Raw genomic sequence first — 15268 nt, 5'->3', positions numbered from 1 at the left:
CGGCACACCGCCATACCGGGCGCTCCCGGCCAGGAACTCCGCGCCTCACGGAAGGTCTCTTGTCCGGCAGACGAACGGTTGTCCGGGTGTTTACCCGACATCGGGCCACCCGCCACAATGCGTCGCCTTTTCCCTGCATCAGAGGTTCGCAACATGCGCAAGACGCTTTCCATCCTGACCCTGAGCCTGCTCTGCGCCCAAGCCGCCATGGCCGGCGAGGGCACCACCCAGACCGCCATCGGTGGCGGCGTCGGCGGCGCCCTGGGCAACGTGCTCGGCCAGAGCATCGGCGGCAAGGCCGGAGCCGCGGTCGGTGCCGGCCTGGGCGCCGCGGCCGGCGGCGCCGTCGCCGCCAGGGACGGCAACAAGACCAAGGCGGCCATCGGCGGCGGTCTCGGCGCCGCGGGCGGCTCGCTGCTCGGCAACGCGCTCGGCGGCGGTACCGGCGCCACCATCGGCGCCGGCGTGGGCGGCGCGGCCGGCGGCGCCATCGCCAACGGCATGGGCAAGAAGCACGGCCATCGCCACCATCACGACTGATCGCCCGCACGGCGGGGACCGCGTCACGCGGCCCCCGCCAGCGCCGCAAACCTGCCAGCCTCTCGCCTCGCCAATAGCGGTTTCCCGCCGCCCATCCCGACCGTCCGCCCCTTCACGATTTCCACCGGCACGCCGCCGCGCGACAGGCCATCGTCCCGGCCGGGAGCGGCACGCCATTCATCCGACGCATCCCGGGCGAGTCCGTCGCCAAGCGATGGCGAATGCCGCCTAGACTTGTCCGAGACGCTTCGCCGAAACCCCATCCGAGGGGCCGCCGACAACAACGAACAAGAAAGGTAACGCCCATGTTTCGCTTCACCGCCAAGGCGCTCGTCTGCGCCCTGTCCATCGGCCTCGCAGGCCTGACCCAAGCCGCCGACCCGGTAGTCATCAAGTTCTCCCACGTGGTCGCGGAACACACCCCCAAGGGCCAGGGCGCCCTGCTGTTCAAGAAGCTCGCCGAGGAGCGCCTGCCCGGCAAGGTGCGGGTCGAGGTCTACCCCAATTCCTCGCTGTTCGGCGACGGCAAGGAAATGGAGGCGCTGCTGCTCGGCGACGTGCAGATCATCGCCCCCTCGCTGGCCAAGTTCGAGCACTACTCCAAGGGCGTTCAGGTCTTCGACCTGCCGTTCCTGTTCGACGACATGGCCGCGGTCGACCGTTTCCAGGCCAGCCCGGCCGGCCAGGGCCTGCTGCACTCGATGGAGGACAAGGGCATCACCGGCCTCGGCTACTGGCACAACGGCCTGAAGCAGCTCTCGGCGAACAAGCCGCTGTACGAGCCGAAGGACGCCCGTGGCCTGAAGTTCCGCGTGCAGGCCTCCGCGGTGCTCGAGGAGCAGTTCAAGGCGGTACGCGCCAACCCGCGCAAGATGAGCTTCGCCGAGGTCTACCAGGGCCTGCAGACCGGCGTGGTCAACGGCGCCGAGAATCCCTACTCGAACATCTACAGCCAGAAGATGCACGAGGTGCAGAAGTACATCACCGAGTCCGACCACGGCCTGCTGGACTACATGGTGATCACCAACACCAGGTTCTGGAACGGCCTGCCGGAAGAGGTGCGCGGCGAACTGCGCAAGATCATGGACGAGGTCAGCGCCGAGGTGAACAGGCAGGCCGAGGCTCTCAACCAAGGCGACAAGCAGCGCATCCTGGCCGCCGGCACCACCGAGATCATCGAACTGACCCCCGAGCAGCGCGCCAAGTGGCGCGAGGCCATGCAGCCGGTATGGAAGAAGTTCGAGGGCGAGATCGGCGCCGATCTGATCGAGGCCGCCCAGGCCGCCAACCGGCCGTGATGTCCCGCGGCCAGCCCCGCCGGGCCGCACGCGTCCCGTCACGGGGCCCCGTCCCTTCGCCCTACCGGAGACACCTGCCATGCATGCCCTGCGTCGGGTCTGGGAGCGCTTCGAGGAAGGTTTCATCGCCTTCCTGCTGGCGGCCATGACCCTGGTGACGTTCGTCTACGTCATGCTCAACAACCTGTATGCCTTCTTCTACGCGCTGGGCGACCGTTTCGCCTTCGCCAGCGACTTCTTCTACGCCCTCGGCGACCCCCTGCTCGACTGGGCGCAGGCGATGACCTGGAGCAATGCCCTGACCAAGGCGCTGTTCGCCTGGCTGATCTTCTTCGGCCTGTCCTACGGCGTGCGCACCGCCGGCCACATCGGCGTCGACGCGCTGGTCAAGCTGGCCAGCCGCCCGGTGCAGCGCATCCTCGGCCTGATCGGCTGCGTCGCCTGCCTGGCCTATGCCGGCCTGCTCGGCGTGGCCAGCTTCGAGTGGGTGAAGACCCTGTTCGACGCCGCCATCGGCGCCGAGGACCTCGGTCGGTTCGGCATCCAGCAGTGGCACATCGGCCTGATCGTGCCGCTCGGCTTCGCCCTGGTGTTCGTCCGCTTCGCCGAGATCTTCGTGCGCATCCTCAAGGGCCGGCAGACCGGTCTGGGGCTGGCCGACGAAGCCGCCGAGGCGGCCAAGCTGACCGACCACGAGGAGCCCGGCAAATGACCATCCTGTTCCTCTTCCTCGCCCTGTTCCTGCTGATGTTCATCGGCGTGCCGATCGCCATCGCCCTGGGCCTGTCCGGCTCGCTGACCATCATGCTGTTCAGCCCCGACTCGGTGCGCTCGCTGGCGATCAAGCTGTTCGAGACCTCCGAGCACTACACCCTGCTGGCGATCCCCTTCTTCCTGCTGGCCGGCGCCTTCATGACCACCGGCGGCGTGGCGCGCCGGCTGATCGACTTCGCCAACGCCTGCGTCGGGCACATCCGCGGCGGCCTGGCGATCGGCGCGGTGCTCGCCTGCATGCTGTTCGCCGCGCTGTCCGGCTCCAGTCCGGCCACGGTGGCGGCGGTCGGCTCCATCGCCATCGCCGGCATGGTGCGCTCGGGCTACCCGCAGGCCTTCGGCGCCGGCATCGTCTGCAACGCCGGGACCCTCGGCATCCTGATCCCGCCGTCGGTGGTGATGGTGGTCTACGCCGCCGCCACGGAAAGCTCGGTCGGCAAGCTGTTCATGGCCGGAGTGCTGCCGGGCATCCTGCTCGGCGTGGTGCTGATGGTGGCGATCTATATCGTCGCGGCGAAGAAACACCTGCCGGCCCTGCCGCGGGCGACCCCGAGCGAATGGCTTTCCGCCGCGCGCAAGGCGATCTGGGGCCTGCTCCTGATGGCGATCATCCTCGGCGGCATCTACTCGGGCATGTTCACCCCCACCGAGGCGGCGGCGGTGGCGGCGGTCTACGCGGCCTTCGTCGCGCTGTTCGTCTACAAGGACATGCGCTTGCGCGAGGTGCCCAGGGTGCTATTGGAGTCGGGCAAGCTGTCGATCATGCTGATGTTCATCATCGCCAACGCGATGCTCTTCGCCCATGTGCTGACCACCGAGCAGATCCCGCAGACCATCACCGCCTGGGTGATCGGGATGGGCCTGTCGCCGTGGATGTTCCTGCTGGTGGTGAACCTGGTGTTGCTGGTCGCCGGTGCCTTCATGGAGCCCTCGGCGATCATCCTGATCCTCGCGCCGATCCTCTTCCCCATCGCCATGCGCCTGGGCATCGACCCGATCCACCTGGGTATCGTCATGGTGGTGAACATGGAGATCGGCCTGATCACCCCGCCGGTGGGGCTGAACCTGTTCGTCGCCTCGGCGGTGACCGGCATGAGCGTCGGCCAGGTGATCCATGCCGCGCTGCCCTGGCTGCTGATACTGCTGGGCTTTCTGCTGGTCATCACCTACGTGCCGGCCATTTCCCTGGCCCTGCCGAACTGGCTGGGGATGGGCTGAGGCAGCGGGCAACCGCCGCTCGCCTCCGCCCGCCCCTGCGCCGGGCTTCTTCGACTTCGCGGCGCCGGGTGCGGCGGGAAGGTCCGTCGCAGCCTCCGTGGAGGACGGCCCGCATGTTCGGGGAAGGATCGACTCCCCGAACCGGGACCGCCGTCAGGCCTGGAAGAGGTTCTTCAAGGCCTGGCGCATCACCGATGCGTCGACATCGACGCCCGTCCAGTACTTGATGCCGATGACGCCCTGATTGACCAGCATGCCCAGCCCGTCGAGCACCCGGCAGCCGCGCGCCTCGGCGCTGCGGAGCAGATGGGTGCGCGGCGGATTGTGGATGCCGTCCGCGACCACCATGCCCGGATGCAGCGAGTCCAGGTCGATATCCAGGCGCTGGTCGACGTTCGGATACAGGCCGATGGACGTGGCGTTGATCACGATATCGGTATCGCGCGGCACCGCCACGCTGCCGTTCCACGGGCGCAGCTCGGCGCTGGTGCCGGTCTTGCCGTTCAGCAGATCGACCAGCGTCCGGCCGGTGTCGCGACTGCGGTTGACCACGGTGATGGCGCTGGCGCCGGCCAGGGCGAGCTCCACGCTCACCGCGCGCGCCGCGCCTCCCGCGCCGAAGATCACGACCGACTTGCCGCGCGGGTCGATGACTTCGCGCATGGCCTGCACGAACCCCTTGCCGTCCGTGTTCTCGCCGATGAAGGCGTCGCCGCGCCGGACAATGGTGTTGACCGCACCGATGATCTCGGCCGACCGGCCGAGTTCGTCGAGATGCTCGATGACCGCGACCTTGTGGGGAATGGAACAGTTGAAGCCGGCCCAGCCCATGGCTTTCGCGCCCCGCACGGCGTCGCCGAGAAAGTGCGGCGCCACCTCGCAGTTGATGTAGCGCCAGTCGAGCCCGTGATGGCGATAGGCGGCCTCGACCATCGCCACCGTCGGGTTTTCGGCGGCCGGCATCGCGAAGGACCCGGTCAGCGTGCTCAGGAAGTTCTTCTCCATGGTGTTCTCCCGCAACAGTCTGTGAATTGATGGCTCGAGCCGGCCGGAGCCGACTAATTCACGATGAATGAATTATTAATCCGAAGCAAGCCCGGCGACGAATGGCGCGCAGGCGCCGCCCGCCTTCGTGCGGGGATCGACGGCTTCGGGAAAAGCGCTGGGGAGAGTGGACGGCGCCTCAGCCGGCGCCGGCCGAGGCGAAGGCCTGCAGATCGAGCAGGAAGCGCGCCGACAGCGGCAGACTGGCCGCGCCGAGCGAGCGGGCATGGGCGCCGATGCTGCCCGCCTCGATCAGCGGCAGGTCGATGCCGCTGGCGGGGATGGCCGCCAGGTGGGCGCGCACCCGCTCCACCAGCAGGCTGCGCACCGGAACGGGCATCCAGCCATCGACGAGGCAAGCCTCGAAGTCGTAGACCGCCACCGCCGCCGCGGCCGCCGCGGCGATCGCGCGCCCCGCCGCGTCGGCCCAGGCCTCGACCAGAGGCACCGGGAAACGCCATTCCGACGGCGTGTCCCACAGGCGCTCGGCGGCCTCGCCCGCCTCGCCCAGCATCCGCTCCAGCACCGACAGCGAGGCGATGTCGAGCAGCACGGTCTGTCCGCCCCGCCCGTCCGGCACCGGCATGGAGCCGATCGCCCCGGCATTGCCGGTCCGTCCGGGCACCAGGCTGCCGTTCAGGACGATGCCGCCGCCGATGAAATAACCGAGGTGGAAATACAGGAAGTCCCGCGGTCCGCGCCCGTGCCCGAACAGCAGTTCGGCGCCGCAGGCGGCCGTGCCGTCGTTCTGCACCTGGACCGGCAGGCCGGTCGCCGCGCCGATCTCGGCGCCGATGTCGCGCCCGCGCCAGTCGAGCAGCGCCTCTTCCGGCACGCCCAGGGTGCGCCACCAGTGCCAGGTGTGGAACGGCATGGCGATCCCCAGGCCGGCGATCCGGGCGCGCTCATCGGCGCCGAGCTGGCTGAGAATGTCGGCGATCGCGCTGACGGCGAAGCGCACCACGGTATCGGGCGTCGGGTAGCGGTGGCGTTCGGTCACCCGCGTGCGGATGCCGCCGAGAAAGTCCACCAGCACCAGATCGAGGCTGCGCTGGCCGACCTTCAGGCCGAGGCTGAACGCCCCGTCGCGCGCCAGGCCGAGCGGCACCGACGGCTGGCCGATGCGGCCGCGCAGCGGCTGGCCGCGGCGGATCAGCCCGTCGTCCTCCAGCGCGCGCATGATGACCGACACCGTCTGCGCCGAGAGTCCGGTCAGCCGGGTGAGATCGGCCTTGCTCATTTCGCCCCGGCTGCGCAGCAGCGACAGCACCAGGCGCTCGTTGTGCGCCCGCACGCCGCGCAGGTTCGAGCCGCGCGGGCCGCCCGCGCCGTCGCGCCCCGTACCGGCGGGCAGGCTCATCGCGCCGTCCGCCCCGGATGCCGCCCACCGCGCCGGGACGGCTTCGCCGCCTCCCGGCCCGCTCGCCGATGACCCGCCACTATTTCGCGATCGTTCAAGACAACCCCTCAGCCCGTTCCGCAGGACGCCCCGCCGAAGCGCATGCCCGGCGAAACGAGGGGTATTTCAGCAGATCCGGCGGTCTTTTTTCAGGGAATCTTCGCAAAAGCGACGTGCATCGCACTCTCTCGAAATTGTTTCGAGACGAAAAACTATTGACATGAATCGTTTCAGCAAGCATTTTTCACGGCAATCCGGCGGTCCTCAGCACGCATTTCCCGCTCATGGGAGCGTCGGACCACGGCATTTCAAAAAATAATTCACAAGAATTGAATTTCTGGAGGCACAGCTATGCCGACGCGCCGAGAATTCGTATACCGGGACAAGCTCCTGCCCTTCATCCTGCTGGTCTGCTGCTTCGCCGCCTGGGGCGTGGTCGCGACCATGACCGACCCGCTCGTGCAGGTCTTCAGCACCGTCTTCAGCATGAGCACCCTGCAGGCCTCCCTGGTCCAGTTCGCCTACTACGGGGCGTACTTCCTGCTGGCCCTGCCGGCCGCCTTCATCAACCAGCGCTACTCCTACAAGACCGGTGTGCTGGTCGGCCTGGGCCTGGCCATCGTCGGGGCGCTGCTCTTCTACCCGGCCAGCCTGGCAATGACCTACGGCCTGTTCCTGCTGGCGCTGTTCACCCTGGCCGGCGGCCTGGCGATCCTGGAAACCTCGGCCAACCCCTTCGTCATCTCGATGGGCCCGGAAGGCAACGCGACCCGCCGGCTGAACCTCGCGCAGGCCTTCAACCCGGTGGGCACCAACATCGGCGTCCTGCTGGCGGCCACCCTGATCCTGCCAAACCTGCATGCCGCCAGTTCCGCCGAACGGGCGGCGATGACCCAGGCGGAACTGCTCGCCATCCGCTCCGGCGAACTGCAGGCGGTCATGCTGCCCTACGTCGGCTTCGCCTTCGTGCTCCTGGCGATCTGGATCGGCATCGCCCTGACCCGCATGCCGGCCCGGGAAAAGATCGAAGCGCCGGCGGCGCAGCCGGGCCACGACGGTTTCCCCGCCGTCTTCAGGCGCCTGATGCGCAACACCCATTACCGCTGGGGGGTCGTGGCGCTGTTCTTCTACATCGCGGCGCAGACCTGTACCTGGACCTTCACCATCCAGTACGCGCAGCAGACCACCGGCGCCGACCACGCCACGGCCGGCTACTACCTGCAATACAGCATGATCGTCTTCCTCGTCGCGCGCTTCGTGGCGACCTGGGCGATGGGCTACGTGCGCCCCTCCATACTGCTGGCACTGCTCGGCGCGACGGCCGCCGGCCTGTGCCTCTATGCGGCCTTCGCTCCCGGCCTGTCCGGCGTCTGGGCGCTGGTGGCGGTCTCCGCCTGCCTCTCGCTGATGTTCCCGACCATCTACGGCATCGCCCTGATGGGACTGGGCGAAGACGCGAAGTTCGCCGCCGGCGGGCTGGTCATGACGCTCCTCGGCGGCGCGCTGATGCCGATGGTCCAGGGCGCGGCGATCGACGCCTTCGGCGCGGCGACCTCCTTCGTGGTGACGGGGCTCTGTTTCCTGCCGGTCGTAGCCTACGGCCTGTTCCACCTGAGCACGTCGAAGGCCGGTCCGTTCGCGTTCCGCTCCAGCGCCCGCGAGGTGGCCGAAGTTCTCTGACGGGGTCCGCCGCCCCGCGCACCGCGCGGAATCGGGCGGGCCGGGGGTAACGCCCCGGTCCGCCCGATTCTTTTTCTCCGCCCCGCCGGCCCGGCGGCAAATACACGGGAGCATCGCTCCAAACGCGTGACGACCGTCAAGAACCCGCGCCTGCGGGCTCGGACGGCGCTTTCGCCGGCCCTAGACTGGCCGTCCCATCCCCGCGCAAGGATGCCTCGATGCAACGCCGGATCGCGTTTTCCCTCCTGCTTCTACTGCCCTTCGCCTCGCCCGCTCTCGCCGACTCCGCCTGTCCGGACTGGACAGCGCAACGCGCCGCCGCCGAACTGGCGGCGCTCGCCGAGCGCCTGCGCCAATGGGATGTGGCCTACCACCGCGACGGCCGCTCGCCGGTGGCCGACGAACTCTACGACCAGGCCCGCGCCCGCCTGGCCGACTGGAACCGCTGCTTTCCCGGCCAGGCCGACGCATCTCCCGAGCCCCTCGCCGGCAGTGCCGGCCCCCTGCTCCATCCGGTACCGCACACCGGTCTTGCCAAACTCGACGAGGCCGCGGTGCGGGACTGGATGGCCACGCGCGAGGACCTCTGGACCCAGCCCAAGGTGGACGGCGTGGCGGTCACCCTGGAATACGCCGACGGGCGCCTGCGACGCGCCATCAGCCGCGGCGACGGCCGGCATGGCCAGGACTGGACGGCCCGGGTCCGGCGCCTGCCAGCGCTGCCGCGGCAACTGGCGGAAAGGCGACGCCTGATCCTGCAGGGCGAACTCTACTGGCGGCTTCCCGGCCATGTGCAGGCCGAAGCCGGCGGACGGAGCGCGCGGGCCAGGGTCGCCGGCCTGCTGGCGCGCGACACCCTGGACGACGGGGACGCCGCCGGCATCGGCCTGTTCGTCTGGGACTGGCCGAACGGCCCGGCGGACATGCGCGCGCGACTGGACGGCCTGGAGCGGCTCGGCTTCGCCGAGGCGCGCCGCTACAGCCGGCCGGTGGCGGACTTCGCCACCGCGCGGCAATGGCGCGAGCGCTGGTATCGCGAGCCGCTGCCCTTCGCCAGCGACGGCGTGGTGCTGCGCCAGGGCCGCCGCCCGCCGGGCGAGCGCTGGCGGGCGGAGCCGCCGCACTGGGCGGTGGCCTGGAAGTATCCCCTCGCCCAGGCGCTGGCCGAGGTGCGCGCGGTGCGTTTTCGCATCGGCCGCAGCGGGCGCATCACACCGCAACTGGAATTGCAGCCGGTACGCCTGGACGACCGGCAGATCCGCCGGGTAGCCCTCGGCTCGCTGCGCCGCTGGCGGGAGCTGGACGTCCGTCCCGGCGACCAGGTGGCGATCCGCCTGGCCGGACAGAGCATTCCGCAGGTGGACGCCGTGGTCTGGCGCGCCGCCGAACGCCCGGCGCTGCCCTCACCCGATCCGGCCGCCCACCACGCGCTGAGCTGCTGGCGGCCGCTGCCGGGCTGCGAGGAACAGTTCCTCGCCCGTCTCGACTGGCTCGGCGGCCGGCGCGGCCTGGACCTCCGCGGAGTCGGCCGCGGCACTTGGGAGGCACTGCTGGAGAACGGTCGGCTCGACGACCTGCTCGGCTGGCTGGAGCTGGACGAAGCGCGCCTGGCCGAGCTGCCCGGCTTCGGCGAGCGCAGCGCCAGCCTGCTGGCCGAGCGTTTCCGCGCGGCGCGCCGGCGTCCCTTCCCGATGTGGCTGCGGGCTCTCGGCCTGCCGCCGGCCGGCGAGGCGACGCTGCCGCCCTCCTGGGACGAACTGGCCGGGCGCGGCCCGGAGCAATGGCAGCGCGAGCCCGGCATCGGCCCCGGCCGTGCCCGCCAGTTGCAGGCCTTCTTCGCGCATCCGGAGGTGCAGGCGCTGCGCCAGCGCCTGCGGGCGGCGGGAGTCGAGGGCTTCTGAATGCGCAGGAAGGCGCCGCGCGGCTTCCCCCTGCGACACGAACCGGGCCGCTGGATAACGGCGCCACCTCATCCAGCGCCCCAGGCCTCCTCAATAGGCGCGGAACTCCCGATGACAGGCCTCGCAGGCGTCCTCCACGCGCTGCACGTGCGGCGCCAGGGCCGCGGGCTCCAGCGGCCGGGCCACGGTCGCCGCGACCAGCGCCGCGGTGCCCCGCTCCAGGTCGCCGGCCAGTTGGCGGAAACGCTCCTGGCGCTGCCAGAGTTCGTCGCGGGCGCTGCTGTCCGCTTCCCTGACCGGCGGGAAGTGCTGCCAGGGCTGGCGCGACAGCGCGTCGAGGCGCGCCGCGCCGTCGACGAAGCGCTGCTCGTCGAAGCCCAGCCGGCCGCGCAGCATGCCGCCCAGGTTCTCGCTGGTCTCGAGCATCTGCTTGAAGATCGCCTGGCGCCTGCCGAGCGGCGAGTCGGGATCGACGCCGTCGCAGGCGACCAGGGCCAGGGCGATCACACCCGGAAGAAGCGGCTTGAAAATCATGGTTCGTGCAGGGATGGCTGGCGAAGGGCGGCGATTATCCTCCGCCTCGCCGGCCATTGCACGATCCGCCGCCCTCTTGGGGTTTGCCGGCGCAGGCGGCTATAATCGGGCGGATTTTCCGCGGCCGACTCCGCTTTGGCCGTTCCCGCCACCCTTCCGAGGGGCGCTGCAGCAGGCCTGCCAACGGCCTGTCAGGCTCGGAAGGGGCGTTTTCCGAACGCATCAACGGCGCCCATTCGCACATTACGAATGGAGACTCTGCATGAGCGCTGTCATGACGCCTGCCGCTTTCACCGATTACAAGGTCGCCGACATTTCCCTGGCCGACTGGGGCCGCAAGGAAATTATCATCGCCGAATCCGAGATGCCGGCGCTGATGGGCCTGCGTCGCAAGTACGCCGCCGAGCAGCCGCTCGCGGGCGCGAAGATCCTCGGCTGCATCCACATGACCATCCAGACCGCGGTGCTGATCGAGACCCTGATCGCGCTAGGCGCGGAGGTGCGCTGGTCGAGCTGCAATATCTTCTCGACCCAGGACCAGGCCGCCGCGGCCATCGCCGCCGCCGGCATCCCGGTGTTCGCCTGGAAGGGCGAGACCGAGGCCGAGTACGAGTGGTGCATCGAGCAGACCATCCTCAAGGACGGCAAGCCCTGGGACGCCAACATGGTGCTCGACGACGGCGGCGACCTGACCGCCATCCTGCACCGGAAATACCCGCAGATGCTGGAAAAAGTCCACGGCATCACCGAGGAAACCACCACCGGCGTGCACCGCCTGTACGACATGCTCAAGGCCGGCACCCTGAAGGTCCCGGCGATCAACGTCAACGACTCGGTGACCAAGAGCAAGAACGACAACAAGTACGGCTGCCGTCACAGCCTGAACGACGCCATCAAGCGCGGCACCGACCACCTGCTGTCCGGCAAGCAGGCGCTGGTGATCGGCTACGGCGACGTGGGCAAGGGCTCGGCGCAGTCGCTGCGCCAGGAAGGCATGATCGTCAAGGTCTCGGAAATCGACCCGATCTGCGCCATGCAGGCCTGCATGGACGGCTTCGAGGTGGTCTCCCCCTACCTGAACGGCGAGAACGACGGCAGCGAAGCCTGCATCGACAAGGTGCTGCTCGGCCGCATCGACCTGATCGTCACCACCACCGGCAACGTCGCTGTCTGCGACGCCAACATGCTGAAGGCTCTGAAGAAGCGCGCCGTGGTCTGCAACATCGGCCACTTCGATAGCGAGATCGACACCGCCTTCATGCGCGCCAACTGGGCCTGGGAAGAGGTCAAGCCGCAGGTGCACAAGATCCACCGCACCGGCCCGGACGGCTTCGACCCGCACAACGACGACTACCTGATCCTGCTCGCCGAGGGCCGCCTGGTGAACCTGGGCAACGCCACCGGCCACCCGAGCCGGGTGATGGACGGTTCCTTCGCCAACCAGGTGCTGGCGCAGATCCACCTGTTCGGCGTCCGCTTCGCCGACCTGCCGGCGGCCGAGAAGGCCGGGCGCATCGGCGTCGAGGTGCTGCCCAAGAAGCTCGACGAGGAAGTCGCGCTGGAGATGGTCAAGGGCTTCGGGGGCGTGGTCACCCGCCTGACCGGCCAGCAGGCCGAGTACATCGGCGTCGGGGTGGACGGTCCGTTCAAGCCGGACAGCTACCGTTACTGACAGGCCCGTAGGGTGGATGACCACCCCGTGGAAAACCCGCGCAGCGGTTTTCCACCACCGGCAGCACCCGGTGGAAGAGGCCTGCGGCCGTCTTCCACCCTACGCCCAAGGAATCCGCAATGTCCCAGGAACGCCGCTACAGCTTCGAGTTCTTCCCGACCAAGACCGAGGCCGGCCACGAAAAACTGATGAACGTGGCCCGCCGACTGGCCGGCTGCGACCCCGACTTCTTCTCCTGCACCTACGGCGCCGGCGGCTCGACCCGCGACCGAACCCTGAACACCGTGCTGCAACTGGACGGCGAGGTGAAGGTACCGACCGCGCCGCACCTGTCCTGCGTCGGCGACAGCAGGGCCGAACTGCGCAGCCTGCTGAACACCTACAAGGACGCCGGCATCCGCCGCATCGTCGCCCTGCGCGGCGACCTGCCGTCCGGCATGGGCCTGGCCAACGGCGAGCTGCGCCACGCCAGCGACCTGGTGGAATTCATCCGCGCCGAAACCGGCGGGCACTTCCACATCGAGGTCGCCGCTTACCCGGAGATGCACCCGCAGGCGCGCAACCTCGAGGACGACCTCGCCCGCTTCGCCGCCAAGATGAAGGCCGGAGCGGACAGCGCCATCACCCAGTACTTCTTCAACGCCGACAGCTATTTCCATTTCGTCGAGCGGGTCCGCAAGCTGGGCGTGGAACAGCCGATCGTCCCCGGCATCATGCCGATCACCAACTACAGCAAGCTGGCGCGCTTCTCCGATGCCTGCGGCGCGGAACTGCCGCGCTGGGTGCGCAAGCAACTGGAGGCCTACGGCGACGACCTGGAAAGCATCCAGGCCTTCGGCGAACAGGTGGTGACCGCGATGTGCGAGAAACTCCTCGAAGGCGGCGCGCCGGGCCTGCACTTCTATACTCTGAATCAGGCCGAACCCAGCCTGGCGATCTGGAACAACCTCGGGCTGCCGCGCTGAGCCGCCGCGCTGAAAAGCATGCCCGGCGCCGCGCGTCCCGAACGAGGCGCGCGGCGCCCTCTGCAATGCACTTCGCAAAGGCTCGGCTCTGATATACTCCAGACTTCCGCCAGGCTTGCGCCCGGCTGCTCGGCCAACGCAGGCCCAGCAAGACCGGTCGGGGTCACGCCCACTCGCGTGATTCGCACCCGGCACGTTCGTACCTTCGGGCCCCGCCCTAACCAGACAGGATTTCCCATGTCCTTTGCTTCCCTCGGGCTTTCCGAGGCATTGGTCCGCGCCGTCGAGGCCGCCGGCTATGCCCAGCCCACTCCCGTGCAACAGCGGGCCATCCCCGCCGTGTTGCAAGGCCGCGACCTGATGGTCGCCGCCCAGACCGGCACCGGCAAGACCGGCGGCTTCGCGCTCCCCGTACTCGAACGACTGTTCCCCGGCGGCCACCCGGACAAGGAACACCGCCATGGTCCGCGCCAGGCCCGCGTGCTGGTGCTGACCCCGACCCGCGAGCTGGCGGCCCAGGTGCACGACAGCTTCAAGCTCTACGCCCGCGACCTGAAACTGGTCAGCGCCTGCATCTTCGGCGGGGTCGGCATGAATCCGCAGGTCCAGGCCCTGTCCCGCGGCGTCGACGTGCTGGTGGCCTGTCCCGGACGCCTGCTCGACCTGGTCGGCCAGGGCAGCGTCGACCTCTCCCACGTGGAGATCCTGGTGCTCGACGAAGCCGACCGCATGCTCGACATGGGCTTCATCCACGACGTCAAGAAGGTTCTCGCCAAGCTTCCGCCCAAACGCCAGAACCTGCTGTTCTCGGCGACCTTCTCGGCGGACATCGTCAACCTCACCAACAAGCTGCTGCACGACCCCGAACGCATCGAGGTGACCCCGCCGAACACCACGGTGGAACGCATCGAGCAGCGCGTCTTCCGCCTGCCGGCCGGCCACAAGCGCGCCCTGCTCGCCCACCTGGTCACCCAGGGCGCCTGGGAGCAGGTGCTGGTGTTCACCCGTACCAAGCACGGTGCCAACCGCCTTGCCGAATACCTCGACAAGCACGGCCTGCCGGCCGCGGCGATCCACGGCAACAAGAGCCAGAACGCCCGCACCAAGGCCCTGGCCGACTTCAAGAGCGGCACCATCCGCATCCTGGTCGCCACCGACATCGCCGCCCGCGGCCTGGACATCGACCAGTTGCCCCATGTGGTCAACTTCGAACTGCCCAACGTCGAGGAGGACTACGTCCACCGCATCGGCCGCACCGGCCGCGCCGGCCGCAGCGGCGAGGCGATCTCGCTGGTCGCCCCGGACGAGGAGAAGCTGCTCAAGTCCATCGAGCGCATGACTCGCCAGAGCATTCCGGAAGGCGACTGGGCGGGCTTCGACATAGGCGCCGTCGAGGCGGAGAAACCCGAGGTCCGCGAAGCGCACCCGCCGCGCAACGCCAGTGCCGGACGCAAGGACAAGGGCAAGGACAAGGGCCAGGAGAAATCCCGGGAAAAAACCAGGAGAAGGCCCGCGGCAAGGAACGCGACCCGCAGGCCAAGGGCGCCGGTCAGCCGGGCCGCCCGCAGCCGAAGGCCAAGGCGCAACCCGCCAGCCAGCCGACGATCCCCATGCTGCCGCCGAATCGCGATCCCGAGGAATTCCTCGACGACGATATCGACAACTTCGGCAACCGCGCCGACTACGTCAGCCCCTACCAGAACAAGTCGCAGCGCGGCCGCCGTCCGGGCACGAACGGCCAGGCGGCCGGCCGTGGTCAGAGCCAGGGGCAAGGGCAGGGGCAAGGCCAAGGTCAGGGCCAGCGCGGCCCGAAGCGCCAGGGCCAGCAGGCACGCCGCGCACCGGTACCGGCCTACCGCAGCGAAGCGCCCCGCGAGGAAGCGCCGCGCAAGCCTGAACGGCAACCGCTGATCCTGCACAAGGAGTCAAAAAGCGAGCGCTTCCCCACCCCGGAACAGCTCGACCAAGTCCCCGGCCGCCGCCCGCGCAGCGAAAAGCCGGCGCTGCTGACGCGCAATCGGGAGGAGTGAGGTTCCCTCTTCCCGCCATGCAAGGAAGCCGGCTTCGCCGGCTTTTTTGTATCCGAAAACCGCGTGATGCGCGGGCTCGAGACGAACGTGCCAGCCTCCCGTGCCCCGCCGGAAGCGGCACGCCAGCCTCGGGGCGAGGCGCTGCGAAGGCTGGAGCCCATGCCTTGCGTTCGAACACGGCAGGACGGTCGGCCCCGCTATTCGTGGTTACCG

Annotated in this window: 11 protein-coding genes, 1 pseudogene and 1 riboswitch; of the genes and pseudogenes, 9 read left to right on the top strand and 3 right to left on the bottom strand. The window is 69.1% G+C overall.

The window, feature by feature from the left end:
- Window positions 1-153 precede the first annotated feature (153 nt).
- The 4 genes from AVCA_RS01725 (at window position 154) to dctM (ending at window position 3830) form a co-directional block, all read left to right on the top strand.
- Window positions 154-540, top strand: coding sequence for a glycine zipper domain-containing protein (locus AVCA_RS01725; RefSeq protein ID WP_012699055.1), 387 nt, complete (start codon window positions 154-156; stop codon window positions 538-540).
- A gap of 305 nt (window positions 541-845) precedes the next feature.
- Window positions 846-1838, top strand: a complete 993-nt coding sequence (dctP, locus tag AVCA_RS01720; protein WP_012699053.1) for a C4-dicarboxylate TRAP substrate-binding protein DctP — start codon at window positions 846-848, stop codon at window positions 1836-1838.
- A gap of 79 nt (window positions 1839-1917) precedes the next feature.
- On the top strand, window positions 1918-2550 hold the full coding sequence (locus AVCA_RS01715; RefSeq protein ID WP_012699052.1) for a TRAP transporter small permease: 633 nt from the start codon (window positions 1918-1920) through the stop codon (window positions 2548-2550).
- Window positions 2547-3830 carry a C4-dicarboxylate TRAP transporter large permease protein DctM gene (dctM, locus tag AVCA_RS01710; protein ID WP_012699051.1) on the top strand — a complete coding sequence of 428 codons (1284 nt, stop codon included), beginning with the start codon at window positions 2547-2549 and terminating at the stop codon, window positions 3828-3830. Before AVCA_RS01715 ends, dctM begins: the two co-directional genes overlap by 4 nt.
- Window positions 3831-3983: 153 nt before the next feature.
- Here the strand turns inward: dctM and aroE are convergent, their stop codons facing one another.
- Window positions 3984-4835, bottom strand: coding sequence for a shikimate dehydrogenase (gene aroE, locus AVCA_RS01705; protein WP_012699050.1), 852 nt, complete (start codon window positions 4833-4835; stop codon window positions 3984-3986).
- 178 nt (window positions 4836-5013) lie between these two features.
- The gene (locus tag AVCA_RS01700; protein WP_012699049.1) at window positions 5014-6234 is read right to left on the bottom strand and encodes an ROK family transcriptional regulator; all 1221 of its coding nucleotides are present in this window, start codon (window positions 6232-6234) and stop codon (window positions 5014-5016) included.
- A gap of 390 nt (window positions 6235-6624) precedes the next feature.
- Here AVCA_RS01700 and fucP point away from each other — a divergent pair, with 390 nt between their 5' ends.
- Window positions 6625-7953, top strand: coding sequence for an L-fucose:H+ symporter permease (gene fucP, locus AVCA_RS01695; protein WP_012699048.1), 1329 nt, complete (start codon window positions 6625-6627; stop codon window positions 7951-7953).
- Window positions 7954-8171: 218 nt separating this feature from the next.
- The gene (gene ligB / locus AVCA_RS01690; protein WP_012699047.1) at window positions 8172-9854 is read left to right on the top strand and encodes an NAD-dependent DNA ligase LigB; all 1683 of its coding nucleotides are present in this window, start codon (window positions 8172-8174) and stop codon (window positions 9852-9854) included.
- Between the two features lie 90 nt (window positions 9855-9944).
- On the opposite strand, the gene AVCA_RS01685 is transcribed toward ligB, so the two are convergent.
- Complete coding sequence (locus AVCA_RS01685; RefSeq protein WP_175555864.1) at window positions 9945-10388, bottom strand: c-type cytochrome; 444 nt, start codon at window positions 10386-10388, stop codon at window positions 9945-9947.
- A 152-nt stretch (window positions 10389-10540) separates the two neighbouring features.
- A riboswitch (S-adenosyl-L-homocysteine riboswitch) is annotated at window positions 10541-10629 on the top strand.
- A gap of 21 nt (window positions 10630-10650) precedes the next feature.
- Between AVCA_RS01685 and ahcY the strand changes: the two genes are divergently transcribed.
- From ahcY to AVCA_RS01670, 3 genes and pseudogenes are all read left to right on the top strand, one after another.
- On the top strand, window positions 10651-12060 hold the full coding sequence (gene ahcY, locus AVCA_RS01680) for an adenosylhomocysteinase (RefSeq protein WP_041806865.1): 1410 nt from the start codon (window positions 10651-10653) through the stop codon (window positions 12058-12060).
- 119 nt (window positions 12061-12179) lie between these two features.
- A complete protein-coding gene (gene metF, locus AVCA_RS01675) occupies window positions 12180-13025 on the top strand; it encodes a methylenetetrahydrofolate reductase [NAD(P)H] (protein ID WP_012699043.1) in 846 nt (281 codons plus the stop codon).
- Between the two features lie 237 nt (window positions 13026-13262).
- A pseudogene (locus AVCA_RS01670) lies at window positions 13263-15055 on the top strand (DEAD/DEAH box helicase).
- The last annotated feature ends 213 nt before the right edge of the window (window positions 15056-15268 follow it).

The organism is Azotobacter vinelandii CA (assembly GCF_000380335.1).
GTDB lineage: Bacteria > Pseudomonadota > Gammaproteobacteria > Pseudomonadales > Pseudomonadaceae > Azotobacter > Azotobacter vinelandii.
Note: the sequence above shows the minus strand (reverse complement) of the source record. Positions and strands in the feature narration are given on the sequence as shown.

What these genes read in the sequence shown, in the direction of transcription:
- AVCA_RS01725 (WP_012699055.1), top strand. Translation starts at nt 154, where the DNA reads ATGCGCAAGACGCTTTCCATCCTGACCCTGAGCCTGCTCTGCGCCCAA.
- dctP (WP_012699053.1), top strand. Translation starts at nt 846, where the DNA reads ATGTTTCGCTTCACCGCCAAGGCGCTCGTCTGCGCCCTGTCCATCGGC.
- AVCA_RS01715 (WP_012699052.1), top strand. Translation starts at nt 1,918, where the DNA reads ATGCATGCCCTGCGTCGGGTCTGGGAGCGCTTCGAGGAAGGTTTCATC.
- dctM (WP_012699051.1), top strand. Translation starts at nt 2,547, where the DNA reads ATGACCATCCTGTTCCTCTTCCTCGCCCTGTTCCTGCTGATGTTCATC.
- aroE (WP_012699050.1), bottom strand. Translation starts at nt 4,835, where the DNA reads ATGGAGAAGAACTTCCTGAGCACGCTGACCGGGTCCTTCGCGATGCCG.
- AVCA_RS01700 (WP_012699049.1), bottom strand. Translation starts at nt 6,234, where the DNA reads ATGAGCCTGCCCGCCGGTACGGGGCGCGACGGCGCGGGCGGCCCGCGC.
- fucP (WP_012699048.1), top strand. Translation starts at nt 6,625, where the DNA reads ATGCCGACGCGCCGAGAATTCGTATACCGGGACAAGCTCCTGCCCTTC.
- ligB (WP_012699047.1), top strand. Translation starts at nt 8,172, where the DNA reads ATGCAACGCCGGATCGCGTTTTCCCTCCTGCTTCTACTGCCCTTCGCC.
- AVCA_RS01685 (WP_175555864.1), bottom strand. Translation starts at nt 10,388, where the DNA reads ATGATTTTCAAGCCGCTTCTTCCGGGTGTGATCGCCCTGGCCCTGGTC.
- ahcY (WP_041806865.1), top strand. Translation starts at nt 10,651, where the DNA reads ATGAGCGCTGTCATGACGCCTGCCGCTTTCACCGATTACAAGGTCGCC.
- metF (WP_012699043.1), top strand. Translation starts at nt 12,180, where the DNA reads ATGTCCCAGGAACGCCGCTACAGCTTCGAGTTCTTCCCGACCAAGACC.